Annotated in this window: 17 protein-coding genes; 4 read left to right on the top strand and 13 right to left on the bottom strand. The window is 46.4% G+C overall.

The window, feature by feature from the left end:
- Positions 1 to 68: 68 nt before the first annotated feature.
- The 4 genes from BBA02S_RS00735 to BBA02S_RS00720 form a co-directional block, all read right to left on the bottom strand.
- Positions 69 to 506, bottom strand: coding sequence for a BrxA/BrxB family bacilliredoxin (locus tag BBA02S_RS00735; RefSeq protein ID WP_041097104.1), 438 nt, complete (start codon positions 504 to 506; stop codon positions 69 to 71).
- 202 nt (positions 507 to 708) lie between these two features.
- Positions 709 to 1,815, bottom strand: coding sequence for a methylmalonyl Co-A mutase-associated GTPase MeaB (gene meaB, locus BBA02S_RS00730; RefSeq protein ID WP_041113301.1), 1,107 nt, complete (start codon positions 1,813 to 1,815; stop codon positions 709 to 711).
- Positions 1,815 to 4,007 carry a methylmalonyl-CoA mutase gene (gene scpA / locus BBA02S_RS00725; protein ID WP_041113300.1) on the bottom strand — a complete coding sequence of 731 codons (2,193 nt, stop codon included), beginning with the start codon at positions 4,005 to 4,007 and terminating at the stop codon, positions 1,815 to 1,817. The genes meaB and scpA overlap by 1 nt, the downstream gene beginning before the upstream one ends.
- Positions 4,000 to 5,919 (bottom strand): methylmalonyl-CoA mutase family protein, encoded by a 1,920-nt coding sequence (locus tag BBA02S_RS00720; protein WP_041113299.1) that lies wholly within the window; start codon positions 5,917 to 5,919, stop codon positions 4,000 to 4,002. Before BBA02S_RS00720 ends, scpA begins: the two co-directional genes overlap by 8 nt.
- A 275-nt stretch (positions 5,920 to 6,194) precedes the next feature.
- On the opposite strand from BBA02S_RS00720, the gene BBA02S_RS00715 reads away from it, so the two are divergent.
- From BBA02S_RS00715 to BBA02S_RS00705, 3 genes are all read left to right on the top strand, one after another.
- Positions 6,195 to 7,055 (top strand): DUF1002 domain-containing protein, encoded by an 861-nt coding sequence (locus tag BBA02S_RS00715; protein WP_041097111.1) that lies wholly within the window; start codon positions 6,195 to 6,197, stop codon positions 7,053 to 7,055.
- A 164-nt stretch (positions 7,056 to 7,219) separates the two neighbouring features.
- Positions 7,220 to 8,125, top strand: coding sequence for a helix-turn-helix domain-containing protein (locus BBA02S_RS00710; RefSeq protein WP_041113298.1), 906 nt, complete (start codon positions 7,220 to 7,222; stop codon positions 8,123 to 8,125).
- Positions 8,122 to 8,331: a hypothetical protein gene (locus tag BBA02S_RS00705; protein ID WP_041097115.1), complete on the top strand. Its 210-nt coding sequence runs from the start codon at positions 8,122 to 8,124 to the stop codon at positions 8,329 to 8,331. The genes BBA02S_RS00710 and BBA02S_RS00705 overlap by 4 nt, the downstream gene beginning before the upstream one ends.
- Positions 8,332 to 8,384: 53 nt before the next feature.
- Here BBA02S_RS00705 and BBA02S_RS00700 read toward each other — a convergent pair whose 3' ends face one another.
- The 7 genes from BBA02S_RS00700 to BBA02S_RS00670 all read right to left on the bottom strand — a co-directional run bounded on the left by BBA02S_RS00700 (position 8,385) and on the right by BBA02S_RS00670 (position 16,880).
- A complete protein-coding gene (locus BBA02S_RS00700) occupies positions 8,385 to 9,644 on the bottom strand; it encodes a dihydrolipoamide acetyltransferase family protein (RefSeq protein ID WP_041113297.1) in 1,260 nt (419 codons plus the stop codon).
- Between the two features lie 23 nt (positions 9,645 to 9,667).
- Positions 9,668 to 10,651 (bottom strand): alpha-ketoacid dehydrogenase subunit beta, encoded by a 984-nt coding sequence (locus BBA02S_RS00695; protein ID WP_041097119.1) that lies wholly within the window; start codon positions 10,649 to 10,651, stop codon positions 9,668 to 9,670.
- Between the two features lie 13 nt (positions 10,652 to 10,664).
- Positions 10,665 to 11,663, bottom strand: a complete 999-nt coding sequence (locus BBA02S_RS00690; protein WP_041097121.1) for a thiamine pyrophosphate-dependent dehydrogenase E1 component subunit alpha — start codon at positions 11,661 to 11,663, stop codon at positions 10,665 to 10,667.
- A 27-nt stretch (positions 11,664 to 11,690) separates the two neighbouring features.
- A complete protein-coding gene (gene lpdA / locus BBA02S_RS00685) occupies positions 11,691 to 13,115 on the bottom strand; it encodes a dihydrolipoyl dehydrogenase (RefSeq protein WP_041097124.1) in 1,425 nt (474 codons plus the stop codon).
- Between the two features lie 42 nt (positions 13,116 to 13,157).
- Positions 13,158 to 13,553, bottom strand: a complete 396-nt coding sequence (locus tag BBA02S_RS00680; RefSeq protein WP_041097126.1) for a hypothetical protein — start codon at positions 13,551 to 13,553, stop codon at positions 13,158 to 13,160.
- A 21-nt stretch (positions 13,554 to 13,574) separates the two neighbouring features.
- The gene (bcd, locus tag BBA02S_RS00675; protein WP_041097128.1) at positions 13,575 to 14,675 is read right to left on the bottom strand and encodes a branched-chain amino acid dehydrogenase; all 1,101 of its coding nucleotides are present in this window, start codon (positions 14,673 to 14,675) and stop codon (positions 13,575 to 13,577) included.
- A gap of 150 nt (positions 14,676 to 14,825) precedes the next feature.
- Positions 14,826 to 16,880, bottom strand: a complete 2,055-nt coding sequence (locus BBA02S_RS00670) for a sigma-54 interaction domain-containing protein (RefSeq protein WP_041097130.1) — start codon at positions 16,878 to 16,880, stop codon at positions 14,826 to 14,828.
- A gap of 132 nt (positions 16,881 to 17,012) precedes the next feature.
- Here BBA02S_RS00670 and BBA02S_RS00665 point away from each other — a divergent pair, with 132 nt between their 5' ends.
- A complete protein-coding gene (locus tag BBA02S_RS00665) occupies positions 17,013 to 17,249 on the top strand; it encodes a DUF2627 domain-containing protein (RefSeq protein ID WP_041097132.1) in 237 nt (78 codons plus the stop codon).
- Positions 17,250 to 17,299: 50 nt separating this feature from the next.
- On the opposite strand, the gene BBA02S_RS00660 is transcribed toward BBA02S_RS00665, so the two are convergent.
- Together BBA02S_RS00660 and spo0A are read right to left on the bottom strand one after the other, a co-directional pair.
- Positions 17,300 to 18,034 (bottom strand): glycerophosphodiester phosphodiesterase, encoded by a 735-nt coding sequence (locus BBA02S_RS00660; RefSeq protein WP_041097134.1) that lies wholly within the window; start codon positions 18,032 to 18,034, stop codon positions 17,300 to 17,302.
- Positions 18,035 to 18,125: 91 nt separating this feature from the next.
- Entirely contained in the window at positions 18,126 to 18,914 is a 789-nt protein-coding gene (spo0A, locus tag BBA02S_RS00655) for a sporulation transcription factor Spo0A (protein WP_041113296.1), read from the bottom strand.
- Positions 18,915 to 18,919 lie beyond the last annotated feature (5 nt).

Raw genomic sequence — 18,919 nt, 5'->3', positions numbered from 1 at the left:
TGAATTGAAAAATCAATTTGTAGTGAAAGAAAACCTTGCCATCTCAATGACAAGGTTTCATTATATATTTACACTTCTTCGCAGTATTTGTCAAAAGCCTCTTGCAGTTTTTGCACAACAGACATTGGATCATGCCCTTCAATTTCATGGCGTTCTACCATTGTACATAGCTCTCCATCTTTGAGAAGCGCAAAAGATGGGGAAGATGGCGGGTAGCCAACAAAATAGCTGCGTGCTTTAGCTGTGGCTTCTTTATCCTGGCCGGCAAAAACGGTGACAAGATGATCCGGCCGCTTATCGTTGTGAATTGAATGGGCAGCCGCTGGACGGGCAATGCCGCCGGCACAGCCGCACACAGAGTTAATCATGACGAGCGTTGTTCCCTTTTTGGCAAATGCTTCTTCCACTTCTTCGGGTGTTTGAAGCTGTGTATATCCAGCCGCCGTGATTTCCTCACGTGCTTGGCGAACGACATCATTCATTAGAAAATTAAAGTCCATATTCATTTATACCACTCCTTTATCCACTTTCGTGTATCCTTATGATAAGCTAATAGCGCAAGGTTTTCAAATAATCTATTCAATTTTTTCCTATAGTGGTTTAAAAATGCTCAGCCGGGGAAAATGAATAAAGCAACTAGATCCATACCCCTAAACTCCCTACCTTGAAGCTGATACTCTTAGAGTATCAGCCTTTTTTTAATTTAGCTTACTGATCATGCGCATAAACGTGGGAGAATAAATCAGCCACCGCTTGAGCTGGCGTTATATCGCCGGTCATTGCTTGTTTTTCTGCTTTCGCCAGATGGCTGGCCACATAAGGATGCTGATAGAAATCCGCTTTCAGCTGTTCCACTATAAGGGCATGGAGCCATTCTTTCGTTTGCAGCCGGCGCCGTTCTTCAAATATTCCCGCCGCTTTCGTTTTTTTCTCGAACTCCTGAATGACTGTCCACAATTCACTGATCCCTTCACGCCTGATTGCCGAGCATGTATAAGCCTTTGATTCCCAGCCTTTTGTGGCCGGCTGCAGCATATGGAGAATCTGATTAAATTCCCGTTTTGTTTTTTCCGCCAACGGTTTGTTATTGCCATCCGCTTTGTTGACAGCGATAGCATCAGCCAGCTCCATGATTCCCTTCTTCATTCCCTGCAGTTCATCGCCCGCTCCGGTCAGTACAATCAGCAGAAAAAAATCAACCATGCTGCGTACAATGAATTCACTTTGGCCGACGCCGACCGTTTCAACTAGAATCACCTCGAAGCCGGCTGCCTCGCAGAGCAGCATCGTTTCTCTCGTTTTTCGATGCACTCCTCCGAGCGTGCCGCCGGAAGGAGACGGGCGAATAAATCCATTCGGATGCTTCGCCAACGATTCCATCCTTGTCTTGTCGCCGAGAATGCTTCCGCCGGAGATGGAGGAGCTGGGGTCAATAGCAAGAACAGCTGTTTTCAGCCCACTCTCGCACAGCATATGGCCAAACGCTTCAATAAATGTACTCTTGCCAGCCCCTGGAACACCAGTAATGCCAATACGAATGGCTCGGCCCGTATGAGGCAGCAGCTGCTGGAGAAGCTCCTGGCCATAAGTATAATGGCTTTTCGAATTGCTTTCGATAAATGTAATGGCTCTAGCCAGGTCTTTTCGCTCGCCCGCCCTTACCTTCTCAGCAAGTTCTTTAGCAGCTGGCAGCTGTTCCTCTTTTTTCCGAAACTTTTTTTTCCTTGCAGAAGCGAAGCCGTCATGGGAAGAAGCCACTCCTTTTCTCACATGAAGAGAAGACTCGTTGTTCGGCAGCTGCTCGTCTTTTCCCATCAATCTTCCACTTCCTCATAACCGAGCCGGCGGTAAATTTCCTCCAGAATCTTTTTAGCAGAAACCGGAATCACCGTTCCAGGCCCGAAAATGCCAGCTGCTCCGTTGGCGCGGAGAAATTCATAATCCTGGGCAGGAATAACTCCGCCGATAAAAACGATAATATCCTCCCGGCCCAGCTTCTTCAGCTCAGCAATTAAAGCGGGAAGCAGGGTTTTATGCCCGGCTGCCAGCGAACTGACCCCAATCGCATGAACATCGTTTTCTACTGCTTGCAAGGCGGTCTCCTCCGGCGTTTGGAACAGCGGGCCAATATCAACATCAAACCCTAAGTCGGCATAAGCAGTCGCAACAACTTTCGCTCCCCGATCATGGCCGTCTTGTCCCATTTTCGCAATCAAAAGACGCGGACGGCGTCCCTCCTGTTCACTGAACTCTTCCGTCATTTGCTTTACTTCAGCAATCTGTTCTTCATCTGAGAAATGGGAGCTGTAAATGCCGCTTACCGACCGGATAATGGCCTGATGCCTTCCGCTTACTTGTTCAATAGCATCTGAAATTTCTCCAAGTGTCGCCCTGGCTCTGGCAGCAGCTACGGCGAGCGCCAGCAAATTCCCTTCTCCTGTCTCAGCTGCTCGCGTAAGCGCCTTTAACGCTTCCTCCACCTGACCATTGTCGCGCTCTGCTTTTACACGCTCCAATCGCTCAATTTGCTTGAGGCGAACGGCCGTATTATCAATGTCAAGAATATCAATCGGCTCTTCTTTCACCAGCCGGTGGCGATTAACCCCGATGATCGTCTCTTTGCCAGAATCGATTTGCGCTTGCCTTCTCGCAGCCGCTTCCTCAATCCGCATCTTCGGCAAGCCTGTTTCAATCGCTTTCGTCATGCCCCCGAGTTCTTCCACTTCTTCTATATGCTGCCACGCTCGTTCCATCAACTCATGAGTCAGCGCTTCTACGTAGTAAGACCCTGCCCACGGATCGATTACGTTCGTTATTCCCGTTTCTTCCTGCAAATACAACTGGGTATTGCGGGCAATACGGGCAGAAAAATCTGTCGGCAAGGCGATGGCTTCATCAAGAGCATTTGTATGCAGCGATTGCGTGTGCCCCATAGCCGCGGCATGCGCTTCAATTAGTGTACGCGTCACATTATTAAACGGATCCTGCTCCGTCAAGCTCCACCCGGAGGTTTGCGAATGAGTGCGCAAGGCCATGGACTTAGTGTTTTTCGGGTCAAACGGTTTCATGAGCTGTGCCCACATCCGGCGGGCAGCCCGCATTTTAGCCACTTCCATAAAGTAATTCATGCCAATCGCCCAAAAAAACGACAGGCGCGGAGCAAAAGAGTCAATGTCAATCCCGGCTTGCAGTCCTGTCCGGACGTACTCAAGCCCGTCAGCAAGCGTGTAAGCCAGTTCAATATCTGCCGGCGCTCCCGCCTCCTGCATATGGTAACCGGAGATGCTGATGCTGTTAAATTTCGGCATGTGTTCAGATGTGTACTTGAAGATATCAGCAATGATCCGCATGGAAACTTCCGGCGGGTAAATATAAGTATTTCTCACCATATATTCTTTTAAAATATCATTTTGAATGGTCCCTGACAGCTTTTCACAAGGAACGCCCTGCTCTTCTGCAGCGACAATGTAGAATGCCATGACCGGAAGTACAGCCCCGTTCATTGTCATCGATACAGACATCTGATCGAGCGGGATACCATCAAATAAGATGTTCATATCTTCAACGGAATCAATAGCGACCCCCGCCTTGCCTACATCTCCAACTACCCGCGGGTGATCGGAATCATACCCTCTATGAGTCGGCAAGTCAAAAGCGACAGACAGCCCTTTTTGTCCCATCGCCAAGTTGCGGCGGTAAAAAGCATTGCTTTCCTCAGCTGTAGAAAAGCCGGCATATTGCCGGATCGTCCATGGCCGGTTGACATACATCGTCGGGTAAGGACCTCGTGTGTAAGGAGCCACGCCGGGCAAATCCTCTAAATGCTCCATATTAGCGAGCTCCTCTTGCGTATAAAGCAGCTGAAGCTGAATATGCTCATTTGTTTCAAATGCCAGCTCATCAAAAGATTGCTTTATTTCGCGCTCGAAAGCCGCCTTCCATTCTGCAAACGATAAGGACGCCTCTTTGCCCGCTGGACTAAATCGCTGAAAATCGGGTTTACTCATGTGCTGACACTCCTTCCAAATGATCGAGCAGTTCTATTGCTTTTTCAATCAGATTCTGGCCGCTGTAAATCCAGCCATCCAGCCCGGCCTGCTGCCATTGTGTCTTCTCTTCTTCTGGAAGCCTTCCTGCCAAGTCTAGTCGAACGCTAGGATGACTCTGCTTGATTGTTGAGACAAGCTGCGGGCCAAATTGATTGTATGATTCATCTCTTCCGCAAATGCAATAATAGGACAGGCCGCTTTCCTTCACAAATTCAACTGCTTCTTCAACTGTCTTGCAGCCTTCACTCCACTGGACGGCAAGACCGCCGGCAGCTAACATGCCAGTCACAAAATCAGCCCGTTGCTTAAACTCTTTTAACGTTCCTAAACAAATAATCCCTGCCTTTGCCCCGATTCTTTCTGCTTTTTCTCTTAATCTTTCGAAAGGCTCGGCCAGTCTTTGGGATTTAACCGGAATAATTCCGTCGCCGCTCTTCTTGACATGCAATTCAGCAATTGTTGCTGTCTCGCTGATCTTGCTGATTCGATCTTGTAATACATCAGCTTCATTTTCAGCCGGGAGCAAGGAGAACGCCGGCTTTTCAATTAGCTTTTGTTCAGTAAGGTCGGCATAAATATTCGTGCCAACCATTGATTTTTTTCGGACAGCCAAGTCGCTGCTTCTCTTTTCCAGCAGAGCAGCCAGCTCTTTTTGAATCTTTCCGGATCTCAAGCATGACATAACTCCACCCGCTTCTTCCAGGGCTGTGAAGTGCTCCCAGGCCAAACGGCTCAGTTCGGCGGTTAAAGATTCTAAATAATACGACCCTCCTGCCGGGTCCGTCACTTTTCCAAGATGGGCTTCACTTTTTAAAATCAGCGGAATATTTTTGGCCACTCGCTGTCCGAGAGAAGAGGGCATCCCGCTTAACTCATCGAATGGTCTTACTTGTAAATACTCCACTCCTCCAAGCACAGCTGAAAACGCTTCACTTCCTGTGCGCAGAATATTCACATGACTATCCAGCTTCGACAACGTGAAAGAAGATGTTTCTGCGCCAATAGACACTTTCACAGCGCTGCCTGTGATGCCGTACGCTTCGCACAAGGTTGCCCAGCATTGACGAAAGGCCCGCAGCTTCGCCGTTTCCATAAAAAACTGCGAACCCATTGCGAAATGTACGCATATCCTCTCTGCTATTTCCTCCGGGGACCACCCTTCTTCCTTGAGCCATTCAATATAAAACACCGCTTCAGCTAACGCGAGTGAGATTTCTTGAAAAGCATTAGCTCCAGCTTCATGATAAGGAACCGTATCAATGCGGATGGTCTTTAATTCGGGGAACGCTTTCTTCAGCTCTGTCATTGTTTCCGCTTGCAGAGCGAGCGTTTGCTCAGTCAGAACCAGCCCTTGCTTCGCATAGAAGGAAATTAGATCTGTTCCTACTGCGCCAGTCAGCTTGTCTGGTTTTTGCTTTAACAAGAAGGAAGCGATCGCCAGAAAGTGGTCTTTAGCGTCTATGTACAATGGATGCTCTTCTAAAGGCAGAGATGAAAATTCCGCAAAGGACAGCGCAGCCGCTTCTTCTGCCTCAAATGCTATGGCATCTTGGCCTGCATGGAGAGCAGCCGTCAATTTCCCCTTTAAGTCTGCACCGTTTTCAGCCCTGATGACGTTGGCATTTTTCCATGGCACTTCCATATATCCCCCGCTATAAAAACCCCGTGTATACAAGGACAGGCCTGGATATTGCTCTACATTCGGACTCCTGTCCGCGGGCCCGTATAAAGGCTTTAACGTAATCTCTTCATACGTGCCAGTATAAAGAGCAGCCAGCGGTTTTCCCTTCAATGAAGCTTCAGCCGCCTTTTCCCAATCCTGTTCTGTTACTTTTGGAAAACGTTGGGCTTTCATTTCTTGAATGTCCATGCAATTTCCTCCCCTTCGTCTCGTTTCAAATTGCACTTCTTAAAAAATTCTAAATCTTTCTCTAGTATTATTTTATCGGAACCCCCCTAAGCAATCAATGAGGAGCAGCTAAAAAGAAAAACAGAAAGATTCCCCAAAAGAATTGTGCCTGTGAAAGCCAGATATTTTCCTTCTTCTTCCTTTTCTTACGGTTAAGCCGTGAAATTTTTTTTATAACGTGCTATGCTATCCTTACCTTCATCATTTAGAAGGAAATTGGATTAGGAGAGAAAAAAATGAGAAAAATCTTCGCGTGGTTGGGAGTATTGTTCTTAAGCTTTGCTACGATGGCTCAAGCTGACAGCGCTGTCGGCGATGTAATCGTAACTCTCGGCGAAAATTTATCACCGGCTCAAAAAGAGCAGCTTTTAGCAGAGATGGACGTTCCGAATGATGTGACAACGGTCACCGTCTCAAATGCAGAAGAACATAAATATTTAGGTGAGTATATACCGAAAGCACAAATTGGTTCAAAAGCGATTTCATCCAGCAAAATTACAATGAAAGAAAAAGGATACGGAATCAATGTTCAAACGAACAACATTTCTTGGGTATCTAAAGAAATGTATGCGAATGCGCTATCGACAGCAGGCATCAAAGACGCAGATATTTACATTACGGCACCATTTGAAGTCTCTGGTACAGCAGCATTGACTGGTCTGATTAAAGCGTATGAAACGTCCACCGGAGAAAAAATCCCGGAAGAACAAAAACAAGTAGCGAATGAGGAAATGGTGACGACAGCCAAGCTGGGCGATAAAATTGGAGAACAGCAGGCAACAGAATTAATTCAGCGCATTAAAGAAGAAGTGGCTAAAGAAAATCCGCAGACGATTCAAGAAATTAAAGTTATCATTAACAATGTCTCAAATGAACTCAACATCCAGCTGACACAAGATCAAATCAACCAGCTGGCTGCTCTGTTCGATAAAATGAAAAACCTTGATATTAATTGGGATCAAGTGAATCAACAAATCGACAAAGCAAAAGAAAAATGGAATGAATTTAAAAACTCCGAAGAAGGAAAAGGCATTCTGCAGTCTATTCTCGATTTTTTACAATCGATCGTTGACTGGATTGCCGGATTGTTTAAATAAACTATTCCGCACGAAAGCTGCCGGTGCATGCCGGCGGCTTTTTATATGGACTCATATACGGCCAAAAAATCCAAAATATGGCCTCACTTCTCCAAAAACAGCAAAAAAAGTCAAGAATCCTTCCCTAAAGTTAGTTATGCTTTTGATGAAAGGAGGACAGCCCAATGAATTATCAGCCTGTTCTGCAGGAAACCATTCGTTTTATTGAAGATCACTTAACAGATGAACTAACAGCCGCCCAGATCGCCGATTATGCCGGGTTTTCCCTTTATCATTTTCATCGCGTGTTTCAAACAGGAACCGGGATGACTGCTGCTGAATATATCCGGAATCGAAGGCTTGCCCGGGCGGCAGCCATGCTGCGCTGTACAGACGAGCCAATCATCAATATTGCGCTTGACTTCCAATTTGGCACGCAAGAATCGTTTACGAGGGCTTTTAAGAAACAGTATCAGCTGCCTCCAGGACAATACCGCAAATTGATAGGCACCATTTTAACTGAAAAGGGAGGAGAACAAATGGAGAATCAGCAAGAGGTGAAAGGTTGGTTTTTAAGCGGCAGCCATCCTTTTAATTATAAAATTGGGGTAGATACAAACGTTGTTCACCAAGGAAACCGCTCTGGCTATTTAAAATCAACAACTGTTCAAAGCGGAGAGGAATTCGCTACGATGATGCAGCAATTTAAAGCTGATAAATTCCTCGGGAAGCGTGTGAAGCTATCCGCCTATATGAAAACAGAAAGGGTCGAGCACTTTGCCGGGCTTTGGATGAGGATAGATAATGCCGCAGGGGATGTGCTGCAATTTGATAATATGAGCAACCGGCCGATTACCGGGAACACAAATTGGAATTTATACTCCATTGTGCTCGATGTGCCGGAAACAAGCTCAGTCATTTCTTTTGGAGTCATTCTCTCCAATACAGGACATGTATGGATGGACAGCTTTAAATTTGCAGAAGTCGATCGCAATGTACCGACCACAAACTTAGAGGTAACAGCCCAGCTGTTAGAAGAGCCTGTTAACTTATCTTTTGAAGATGGCTTATTTACAAAGGAGGAGGCATGAAACATTTTCTTTTCTGCATGAAAGCGGGCATGAGCAGCGCCATCATTGCAGCTGTGATTTCAGCTATTAATATACTGATTAATCAAGGCGCCCATCTATTAACCGGAGCAGAAAGCCGCCAGCTGTTTTCTATCGGGACAGGGATGACTTTCATTATTGCTTTCTTGTTCAGCTTTACTTTTTTTATTGAAAAAAGTTACAAATAACAAACGGGTCTGCCTCGGTATATAACCGAAGCAGACCCGTTTTATTCGCTTGCTTAATATACAGATGTATCCTCAGAAATGCTCTCTAAAATTTCTTTTACCCGCTGCAAGAAGCGGCCGCAAATAAGCCCGTCAAGCACACGGTGATCCAATGACAAACAAAGGTTTACCATGTCGCGCACAGCAATCATGCCGCCTGGCATAACAACCGGACGCTTCACAATAGACTCTACCTGCAAAATCGCCGCCTGCGGATAATTAATGATTCCCATGGATTGAACAGAGCCAAAGGAACCGGTGTTATTCACCGTGAATGTTCCGCCTTGCATATCCTCCGCTTTCAGTGTGCCAGAACGGACTTTGCCGGCGAGCTCATGAATTTCCCGGGCAATACCTTTAATCGTTTTCTCATCAGCCTGTTTGATTACGGGTACAAACAAAGCATCGTCTGTCGCAACAGCAATGGAAAGATTAATCTCTTTCTTTTGAACGATCGCATCCCCGGCCCACATGGAGTTGACTTGCGGAAACTCTTTTAACGCTTGGGCGACGGCTTTCACAAAGAAGGCGAAGTAAGTTAAGTTAAATCCTTCCCTTTTCTTAAATTCCTCCTTTAAAGCATCGCGGCGGGCTACTAAATTTGTTACATCTACTTCCATCATGGTCCAGGCATGCGGAACTTCCTGTTTAGAGCGCACCATGTTAGCAGCGATCGCCTTTCTGACGCCGCTTACCGGAATGCTGATATCGCCTGGCATAGAAGCTGCCGGTACTGGCGGCGCCTGCCTCATCGGCTTTTCTTGAACTTCAGTGCGCGGTTCGTCTTTCGGCGGCTGAGGCTGCAGGGTTTCACCGGACTCAATGAGCTTTAGCAAATCCTTGCGTGTAATTCTTCCGCCTTTGCCAGATCCGCTTACTTGTGTCAAATCGATATTATGCTCTTGGGAAAGCTTTAATACGGCCGGTGAATAACGGGCCTTGCTTTCGTTTTTCTCTCCCGATGCCTGGACTGTCTCTACGGCAGCAGAGTCAGTTTCCTCTGCCGGAACCGTTTCTTTCTCCCCGCCTGCCTCTTCTACCTCCATCAAACACATCACTGCTCCGACCTCCAGCGTATCTCCTTCGGCCGCTACAAGCTCTTTAATCGTTCCTGTAAAAGAAGAAGGCACTTCTGCATTGACCTTATCCGTCATCACTTCAGCGATCGGATCATATTTATTCACATGATCTCCCGCCTGGATCAGCCATTTGCTAATCGTCCCTTCAGTGACACTTTCTCCTAACTGGGGCATTGTTACTTGTTTTGTTGCCATAAAGACCCTCCTCTCTATCTGCCTTAAAACTCTGCTAATTCACGCATGGCTTTTTCTACTTTATCCGGATTAATCATAAAAAACTTCTCCATTGTCGGCGCATAAGGCATAGCCGGCACATCCGGACCTGCCAGTCTTTGAATGGGAGCATCGAGATCAAACAAACAATTTTCAGCAATGATGGCTGCCACTTCACTCATAATGCTGCCCTCCTTGTTATCCTCTGTGACAAGAAGAACCTTCCCTGTTTTCTTAGCTGCTTCACAAATAGCCTCTTTATCAAGAGGATAAACAGTCCGCAAATCAAGAATTTCCGCTTCAATTCCATCTTTCGCTAGCCGTTCTGCTGCTTGCAAAGCAAAATGGACGCACAGCCCATATGTAATGACTGTAAGGTCCTCCCCTTTACGCTTTGTATCAGCTTTGCCGATCGGAAGCACATAGTCTTCAGAAGGCACTTCTCCTTTAATTAAGCGATAGGCCCGCTTATGTTCAAAAAACAGAACAGGGTCTTCATCGCGAATCGCGGCTTTTAATAATCCTTTTGCATCATATGGAGTAGACGGCATCACAATTTTTAAGCCCGGCTGATTGGCAAACACGGCCTCTACGGACTGAGAATGATACAGAGCTCCATGCACCCCTCCGCCATATGGGGCCCGTATGACAATCGGACAGCTCCAGTCATTGTTTGAACGATAGCGAATGCGGGCTGCCTCTGAAATAATCTGGTTCACAGCAGGCATGATGAAATCAGCAAACTGCATTTCAGCAATTGGGCGCATGCCGTACATTGCTGCACCGATGCCGACTCCGGCAATGGCTGATTCTGCGAGTGGAGTATCCATGACGCGCTCTTCCCCAAATCGGTCATATAAGCCGGCGGTTGCCTTGAAGACACCGCCCTTTTTTCCTACATCTTCACCGAGAACGAATACTCTCGAATCCCGCTCCATTTCTTCTCGCATGGCCATTGTGACAGCATCTATATAAGAAATTACCGGCATCTTTTTCTCCTCCTTACTGCTTCTCTGCATACACGTAAGTCAACGCGTCTTCCGCCTTGGCATATGGCGCATTTTCAGCATACTCGGTTGCTTCATTGACTTCTTTCATTACACGGTCATTCATTTCTTTTTCAAGTTCATCATTCAGCACACCTGTCTCTTTTAAGTACTGGCCGAACGTGATAATCGGATCATTAGTTTTAGCTTTTTGCACTTCATCCGGTGAACGGTACGTACGGTCATCATCGTCAGACGAATGAGCTGTCAGGCGGTAGGAAACTGTTTCAATTAATGTTGGCCCTTCCCCGCGCCTAGCCCGGTCCGCTGCCTCTTTCACATACTTGTATACTTCTATTGGATCATTGCCATCAACAGTGAAACCCGGCATGCCGTAGCCTTGCGCCCGATCGGCAACATTTTCACAAGCCAGCTGCTTTTCTACCGGAACGGAAATCGCATATTTATTATTTTCGCACATAAAAATAACAGGCAGCTTATGAACACCTGCAAAGTTGGCTCCTTCATGAAAGTCTCCCTGATTGGATGAGCCTTCTCCAAAGGTCACAAAAGCCACCACGTCTTCTTTGGCCATTTTGCCGCCCAGAGCAATCCCAACAGCATGCGGCACCTGTGTCGTTACAGGCGAAGAACCGGTAACAATCCGGTTTTTCTTTTGACCGAAATGTCCCGGCATTTGCCGGCCGCCTGAATTTGGGTCTTCCGCCTTGGCAAATCCGGACAGCATTAAGTCTGCAGCTGTCATTCCAAACGTGAGGACAACCCCCATATCCCTGTAATAGGGCAGAACATAATCCTTCTCCTTGTCAAGAGCAAACGCGGCCCCCACTTGCGCCGCTTCTTGTCCCTGGCACGAAATAACAAAAGGAATCTTCCCGGATCGGTTCAGCAGCCACATCCGTTCATCCAACCTGCGGGCAAGCAGCATGGTTTCATACATCTTCAGCACGGTTTCATCACTTAATCCAAGCACAGAATGACGATTTTCAGCCATAAATATTCCTCTCCCTTCTTTCTATCCTTACGAATGAATTGCTTTTCCGTCCACAGCAAGTGCCGCTTCCCCGATGGCTTCGCTCAAGGTTGGGTGCGGATGAATCGTGTGCCCCACTTCCCAAGCAGCTGCATCAAGCACGCGGGCAAGCCCTGCTTCTGAAATCATATCTGTCACATGCGGGCCGATCATATGGACGCCGAGCAGATCATCTGTTTTTTTGTCCGCTACTATTTTAACAAATCCATCGCTCTCTCCATAAACGAGAGCTTTGCCGATCGCGCGAAATGAAAACTTGCCGGTTTTCACTTCATATCCCTGCTCTTTTGCTTCCCGCTCTGTCAAGCCGACGCTTGCGGCTTCCGGACTGGAATAAATACACTTGGGCACCATCGTATAATCGATGGGGTCTGCCTCTTCTCCGGCTATATGATTCACCGCCGTGATCCCTTCATGGGAAGCAACATGTGCCAGCTGCAAACCGCCAATTACATCTCCAATCGCGTAAATATGAGATTCTTTTGTTTGATAAAATTCGTTTACGGTAATCATTCCTTTTTCAACAACGATATCCGTATTTTCAAGGCCCATGCCTTCTACATTTGCCTGGCGGCCGATGGAAACAAGGAGTTTTTCCGCCTTGTAAGCCTCTTGTCCTCCGTTAACCTCCGCCTGAATCAGAACAGAGCCATCTTGCTTTTCCGCTGTCCCGGCAAGGACTTTTGCTCCTGTTATAATCTTGACTCCACGCTTTTTAAGAAGACGTTCCATCTCTTTAGAAACCTCTTCATCTTCGGTCGGCAAAATCCGGCTGGCATATTCTAAAACCGTTACACTGACGCCAAAATCGGTTAGCATGGATGCCCATTCAATGCCAATTACACCGCCGCCGACGATAATGATTGATTCAGGGAGGCTTTCCAGTTCGAGTGCGTCATCGGAAGATAGAATAGCCTCTCCGTCAAACGGCAGATCCGGTAAAGCACGAGGACGGGAGCCAGTTGCGATTATTACATTTTTGGGAATCAACATAGCGTTATCAGTGCCATCATTCATTTCAACAGACACTGTGCCAGGCATAGGAGAGAAAATAGATGGACCTAAAATCCGGCCAAACCCTTCGTATATATCAATTTTGTTTTTCTTCATTAACCCTTGCACGCCGCTGTAAAGCGTATCTATAATTCCCTGCTTTCGCTTTTGAACCTTTGCAAAGTTAAATGCTACATCGCCGGCAGTTACGCCAAACTCCTCACTGTTCTTAGCCGTTCTTAATACCTCTGCGCTTCTTAATAACGCTTTAGACGGTATGCATCCTTTATGAAGGCATGTCCCGCCAAGCTTGCCTTTTTCTACAATTGCCGTTTTTAAACCGAGTTGCGATGCACGGATCGCAGCAACGTATCCGCCTGTTCCTCCGCCTAAAATGACTAAATCATATTCCTCAGCCAACTCTTTTCCTCCTCTTTTCTCTCTGAATACATACCTAGTATATTAATCCTCTCCCGCCAACATGAAAAGGGCTTGTTTGGCTAAAAACAGCAAATAGCGGTCACCCGGATAAACGGAATGTCCCAGTTCCATTTGCGGAAGATAGCCGGAAAACACAAAATAGGCAGGAATATTTAGACGGCCTGCTATATAGCAGGCCATGCCGGCCCCAGCATCCCCCTCATTTTTGCCCTCAGGTGCGCAAACAGCTTGCAGCTTCGAAAGATTGATGCCTTCTTTATCAAGTGAAGCAAGCAAATGAATACTTCGTTTCGCCAGTGACTTTTCTTCACACAGAAAAATTTGCTCGAATACGGCCATTTGATTATCGAACACGCCCGCTATCACTTTTTCCCCCGACACATATATAACGAGCATGCGGAATGCTGTCGCCTGCAAAAGCATCCCCCCGCTTTTTAATTAATGTTTGCGTCTTGATAAAATATGGTGTCCGTCCACCAAAAACTTGTTTCTGGCCTTGCCCATTTTTTGAATTCGCTCCTCAGCCATACGGTCAGCTGCCTGGTACGTTGGAATGTGATCGCGTTTAGAAATGCTGAACGTTCTTTCAATATTATGGTAAATCAATTCCACTTTCTTCATCGCCCGCTCGTAATTATAGCCGTTCAATTCATCCGCTACGTTAATCACGCCGCCAGCATTAATGACATAATCAGGGGCATAAATAATTCCGCGCTCGTGAAGCTCGTCACCGTCTTTGTCCTCTTTCAATTGGTTGTTTGCAGAGCCGGCAACTACTTTAACTTTTAGCTGCGGGATTGTTTGTGAATTGATGACAGCGCCGAGAGCACAAGGAGCAAAGATGTCAGCATCGACCCCGTAAATTTCATCGGTATTAACAGCCATTGCTCCAAAATCATCCACCGCTCGTTTGACGGCATCTTTGTTAATATCCGTTACAATTAATTTGGCTCCTGCTTCATGCAAATGACGGCACAAATGGTAAGCAACGTTTCCTACCCCTTGAACAGAAACGGTACGCCCTTCAAGAGAATCCGTGCCGAACGCCTCCTTGGCTGCCGCCTTCATGCCGACAAAACAGCCATAAGCAGTGACTGGTGACGGATTGCCTGAAGAACCGAAAGCAGGTGAAATTCCTGTCACATAATCCGTTTCCTCATGGATAATGTCCATATCTTCTACCGTTGTTCCTACATCTTCCGCCGTAATGTACCGGCCGTTCAAGCCTTGAATATAACGCCCAAATGCACGGAACATCTGTTCATTTTTGTCCTTGCGGGGATCCCCGATGATAACAGCTTTTCCTCCGCCTAAATTCAAGCCGGCTGCTGCATTTTTGTAAGTCATGCCCCGAGCCAGGCGAAGGGCATCCTCAATTGCGGCCTCCTCTGATTCGTATGTCCACATCCGTGTTCCGCCAAGCGCCGGTCCCAGCGTCGTATCATGAATCGCAATAATGGCCTTTAAGCCTGATACCTCATCCTGACAAAAGACCAGCTGCTCGTAATCGTAGGTTTTCATATATTTAAAAATTTCCATTGTCGATCCTCCTTATGTCGGTCGTTAACCTTTTATGTGTCTCTCTTAATAATGCAATTACTATGCCAATTCAAGAATCATGAAAACGCTTTATTTTCCATTTTTTCACCCTGCAGTTTTTTGCAGAGGACGCAATTTTTTGCAGGCAATTCAATGCAATTGATACTTTTCCAGCTTGTAATATAAATTTCTAATGGAAATGTTCAAATCCTTGGCCGCTGCGGTTTTATTGCCTTTATTAGCAGCAAGGCGGGATTGCAAAATTTCTTTTTCATACAGATCAAGCATTTCCTGCAATGAACGCCCCTTTGCAATGGCTGGCCATTCAGCCGACTTCTCTGCTGATGCTACTTTATCTTCTATCAGCGGCGGAAGGGCCGATGCATCAATAAGATAATCACTGTAATTCAGAAAAATCATCGCTCTGCCGAGAACGTTCTCTAATTCGCGCACATTACCGGGCCATGAATAGGCCATTAGCTTTTGCATAGCTTGAGAAGTCACGCCTTTCACGCTTCTTCCATAGTCTTGGTTAATCTTGGCAATCAGCCGTTCACACAAAAGCGGAATATCCGCTTTCCGATGGCGAAGCGGCGGAATATGTATAGGCATCCGGTTCAGGCGGTAATATAAGTCCTCCCGGAAAGTTCCCTCAACCATGGCCCTTTCCAAATTAACGTTCGTAGCAGCAATCACACGAACATTCACAGCGATCGCTTTTGCCCCGCCGACGCGGACAATTTCCTGCTCTTGCAGCACACGCAGCAATTTCGCCTGCATATTAGCACTTAATTCGCCGATTTCGTCGAGAAAAATGCTTCCATTATTTGCTTCTTCAAACAGTCCCCTTTTGCCGCCGCGGCGGGCCCCTGAAAAAGCTCCGTCTTCATAGCCGAAAAGTTCGCTTTCCAGCAGTGATTCCGTCAAGGCGGCGCAGTTGACACGGATGAATTTGTTATAACGGCGATCGCTGGCGTTATGAATGGCATGGGCAAACAACTCTTTTCCGGTTCCCGACTCTCCTCTTAAGAGAACTGTAGCCGGCGTGTTTGCACCTGCTTTCGCCTGTTCTACCGCAATTTTCATTTCCTCAGAGCAACCGATAATTTCCTCGAATGTGTACTTGGCTTCTAACGTACGGATAATTTGCCTTGCGCGGTCAAGCTCTTTCGTTAAGGATTGAATTTCTGTCAAATCATGAATGACACCGACGCTGCCCTTTAAATGGCCATCCACAAGAATAGGGGCTACATTCACAACGACTTCCTTCTTTTTAGGACCGACATACATCTTAACCCCGCGCACAGGCTGTTTCTTCGCCAGCACCTGCAAGTGCACGCTGTCCCCTTCTGAAATATCGATGGTTGCCGGCTTTCCGATGACCTCTTTCTCGCTAAGGCCCGTTAACCTCGTATAGGCCGGATTGATGAGCAGCCCCCGCCCTTTTTCGTCCACGACTGAAATAGCATCATCGCTGGAAAAAATAATGGCTTTAAGCATCGTTTGAATTTCCTTCAAATTCGTGATTTCCTCAGCCAGGTTAACTACCTCGGTAATATCTTTAAAAATAGAAAAAGCCCCAATCACTTTCCCCTCGGCAGTAATCATGGGAATCCTCGAAGTAATGATTTTCTCATTATCGGCGAGCTGCTGCGCCTGATTAATTTCTGCCCGTTTCGTTTTTAGGACTTCCGGCAAGCGGCTGTTGGGCACGATGTCCTGAATATGGCGCCCTATCGCTTCTTGCTTGCGAATGCCTAATATCCGTTCCGCACTTTTATTAAATAAAATAATTTTTTCTGTATCGCCAATGACGATCATGCCCTCATCAATCGATTCAAAAATAACATCATATTGGTAGGACTGATTTTTCAGCTGCATAATTAATTCTTCTTTTTGCTTGAGCAGTTGTGCGAGCAAATAGGCAACGCTGCCGGGAATAACGATAGCCCGGGGGGCGTATTGGCGAACCGCTTCCAGCACCTTGCTGTCGCCGGTTACCTCAATAATGACATCCGGCTGTTCCCCCATAAATATTCTCCAGTCCTTGCCTGTCGGGATCCCCATTTCCCGCGCTAACTGAAGAGCCGGCGCTCCCTCGTCAACATCTGTCACCGCTGCAACCTTCATCATTTGACTATTCTTTAATATTTTTAAAACTGAAAGGCCGCCTTGTCCACCGCCAATAATTAAAGCTGTTTGCATAAAGCCATCCCCCGCTTTCTTTCAGCCTGCAAATTCTTGCATGCTTTTATTGTATACCTGTGAATCTCGCTTGACAAATTTTACAGGTAGGATATGATTTTTGTGAGTAATAATTGGAGGAGTAAACTTGAAATGATCCGACTACTGGCGTTATTGGTTTTAGTTATTCCCGGCTTTCTGGCGGGACTTGGCATAAAGTTAATGAGAGATATGCTATTCGGCATATTGCAGTCGCCTTTCCCGTTTTTATGGCTGCAGTTCCTTGTGGGTCTCATTTTGTTCATCGGGGGTCTGGGGTTTGTCGCCGGCTTCATTTTTCATAGGGACCGCAAAAATAATAAGGTGCAAAACAAGTTTAAAGACAAATGAAAACTCCTTATGCGCTTCTGCTTTTTGACAGACTGCGCATAAGGAGTTTTTTACGTATCCAGTACTTGGTCACGAATGGCCAAAGCCGCTTTAGGATCATCGGTAATCAGGCCGGTACAGCCTTCTTCTATAAGCCAGCGAATGTGCTTTTCCTTATTTACCGTATATGGGCGAATATGAATGCCATTCTCGACTGATGAACGGATGATCTCACTTTTTACTGTGCGGATATTTGGATGGATCGCTCCAGCCCGAATTGCCTCTGCATATTTCCACGGCATGTAAAGATGAGATGAGTAAAGAGCAGCGGTCTCTAAATCCGGGGCAAGCCGGTATACATACGTTAACGAGTAATGATTGAACGAGGAAAGGATGACGCGGCCTTCATAGTTAAATTGCCGAATGAGCCGAATAACTTTCTCTTCCATGCCTTCATAAGCAAACTCATTATTTTTTAATTCAACGTTGCAAATAATTTCGTTTTCCCGCATCCACTCAAATACGTCTTCCAAAAGCGGGATGCCAATATCTTGATCAGCTTCTGTAAATTTATATTTGGCCTCTAGCCGGGATAAATCCTTCCAGTCCCAATCTTTGACATACCCCTGGCCATTGGTTGTCCGATTCAGCTTTTCATCATGAATTACCGCCAGACGCCCATCTCTTGTCAACTGAACGTCTAGTTCAATGCCGTCAGCTCCTGCTGTTTCTGCCGCCCGAAAAGCAGCCATTGTGTTTTCAGGAGCGATGGCAGAAAAACCGCGATGAGCAAAGATAGCGGTCATAGCAACACATCCTTTTTCTGCCTGCTGTTATGTACAAAAACAGAGCAGACAGCTTCATTTGCCGGTATTATTTGCCCGTATCCTTGCCCTTTCAAGAAGCTTTATGTTCAAGTCTCAGCTTATCAGCAACCATCGCAATGAACTCAGAGTTCGTTGGCTTGGCTTTTGTCATGGAGACCGTGTAGCCGAATAAGCTGGAAATAGAGTCGATATTGCCGCGGCTCCATGCCACTTCAATTGCATGACGAATGGCCCGTTCTACACGGCTGGCAGTAGTGTTGTATTTTTTAGCAATGTCTGGATAAAGAACTTTCGTAATGGAACCGAGCAATTCAATATCGTTATAAACCATCGATATGGCCTCTCGCAAGTACATATATCCTTTAATATGAGCGGGAACACCGATCTCATGAATAATGCTTGTAATGCTGGCATCGAGATTGACGGTTTTCTTTGCCGGCTGCTTCAACGTTTCCTGCGATGAACGCCGCATCATGGAATTTTCTTTTCCGCTCACCTGGCGAATGTGGCTGAAAAGGCTTTCCATATCGAAAGGCTTTAACATGAAATAAGAAGCGCCGAGTTCCACTGCCTTTTTCGTGACATCCTCCTGGCCAAAAGCTGTAAGCATAATAACATTGGGAAAGGTTTCAAGATCAAGCTCGCGCATTCTTTCCAGAACCGCCAGCCCATCAACGTGAGGCATAATAATATCAAGAATAAGCACATCAGGCTTTGCGTCCGGGAGCATGTCTAAACAATCCTGGCCATTGTTGGCACTGCCTGTCACTTCCATGTCCTCTTGTGAAGAGATATATTCTTCCAGCATTTTTACCAGATCCCGATTATCATCTACGATTGCTACCTTTATTTTAGTCATCGTTA

Source organism: Bacillus badius NBRC 15713, assembly GCF_001591605.1.
In the GTDB taxonomy this organism is placed as follows: Bacteria; Bacillota; Bacilli; order Bacillales; family Domibacillaceae; genus Pseudobacillus; species Pseudobacillus badius.
The sequence above is the reverse complement of the archived record's forward strand: the minus strand, read 5'-3'. Positions and strand labels throughout refer to the sequence as shown.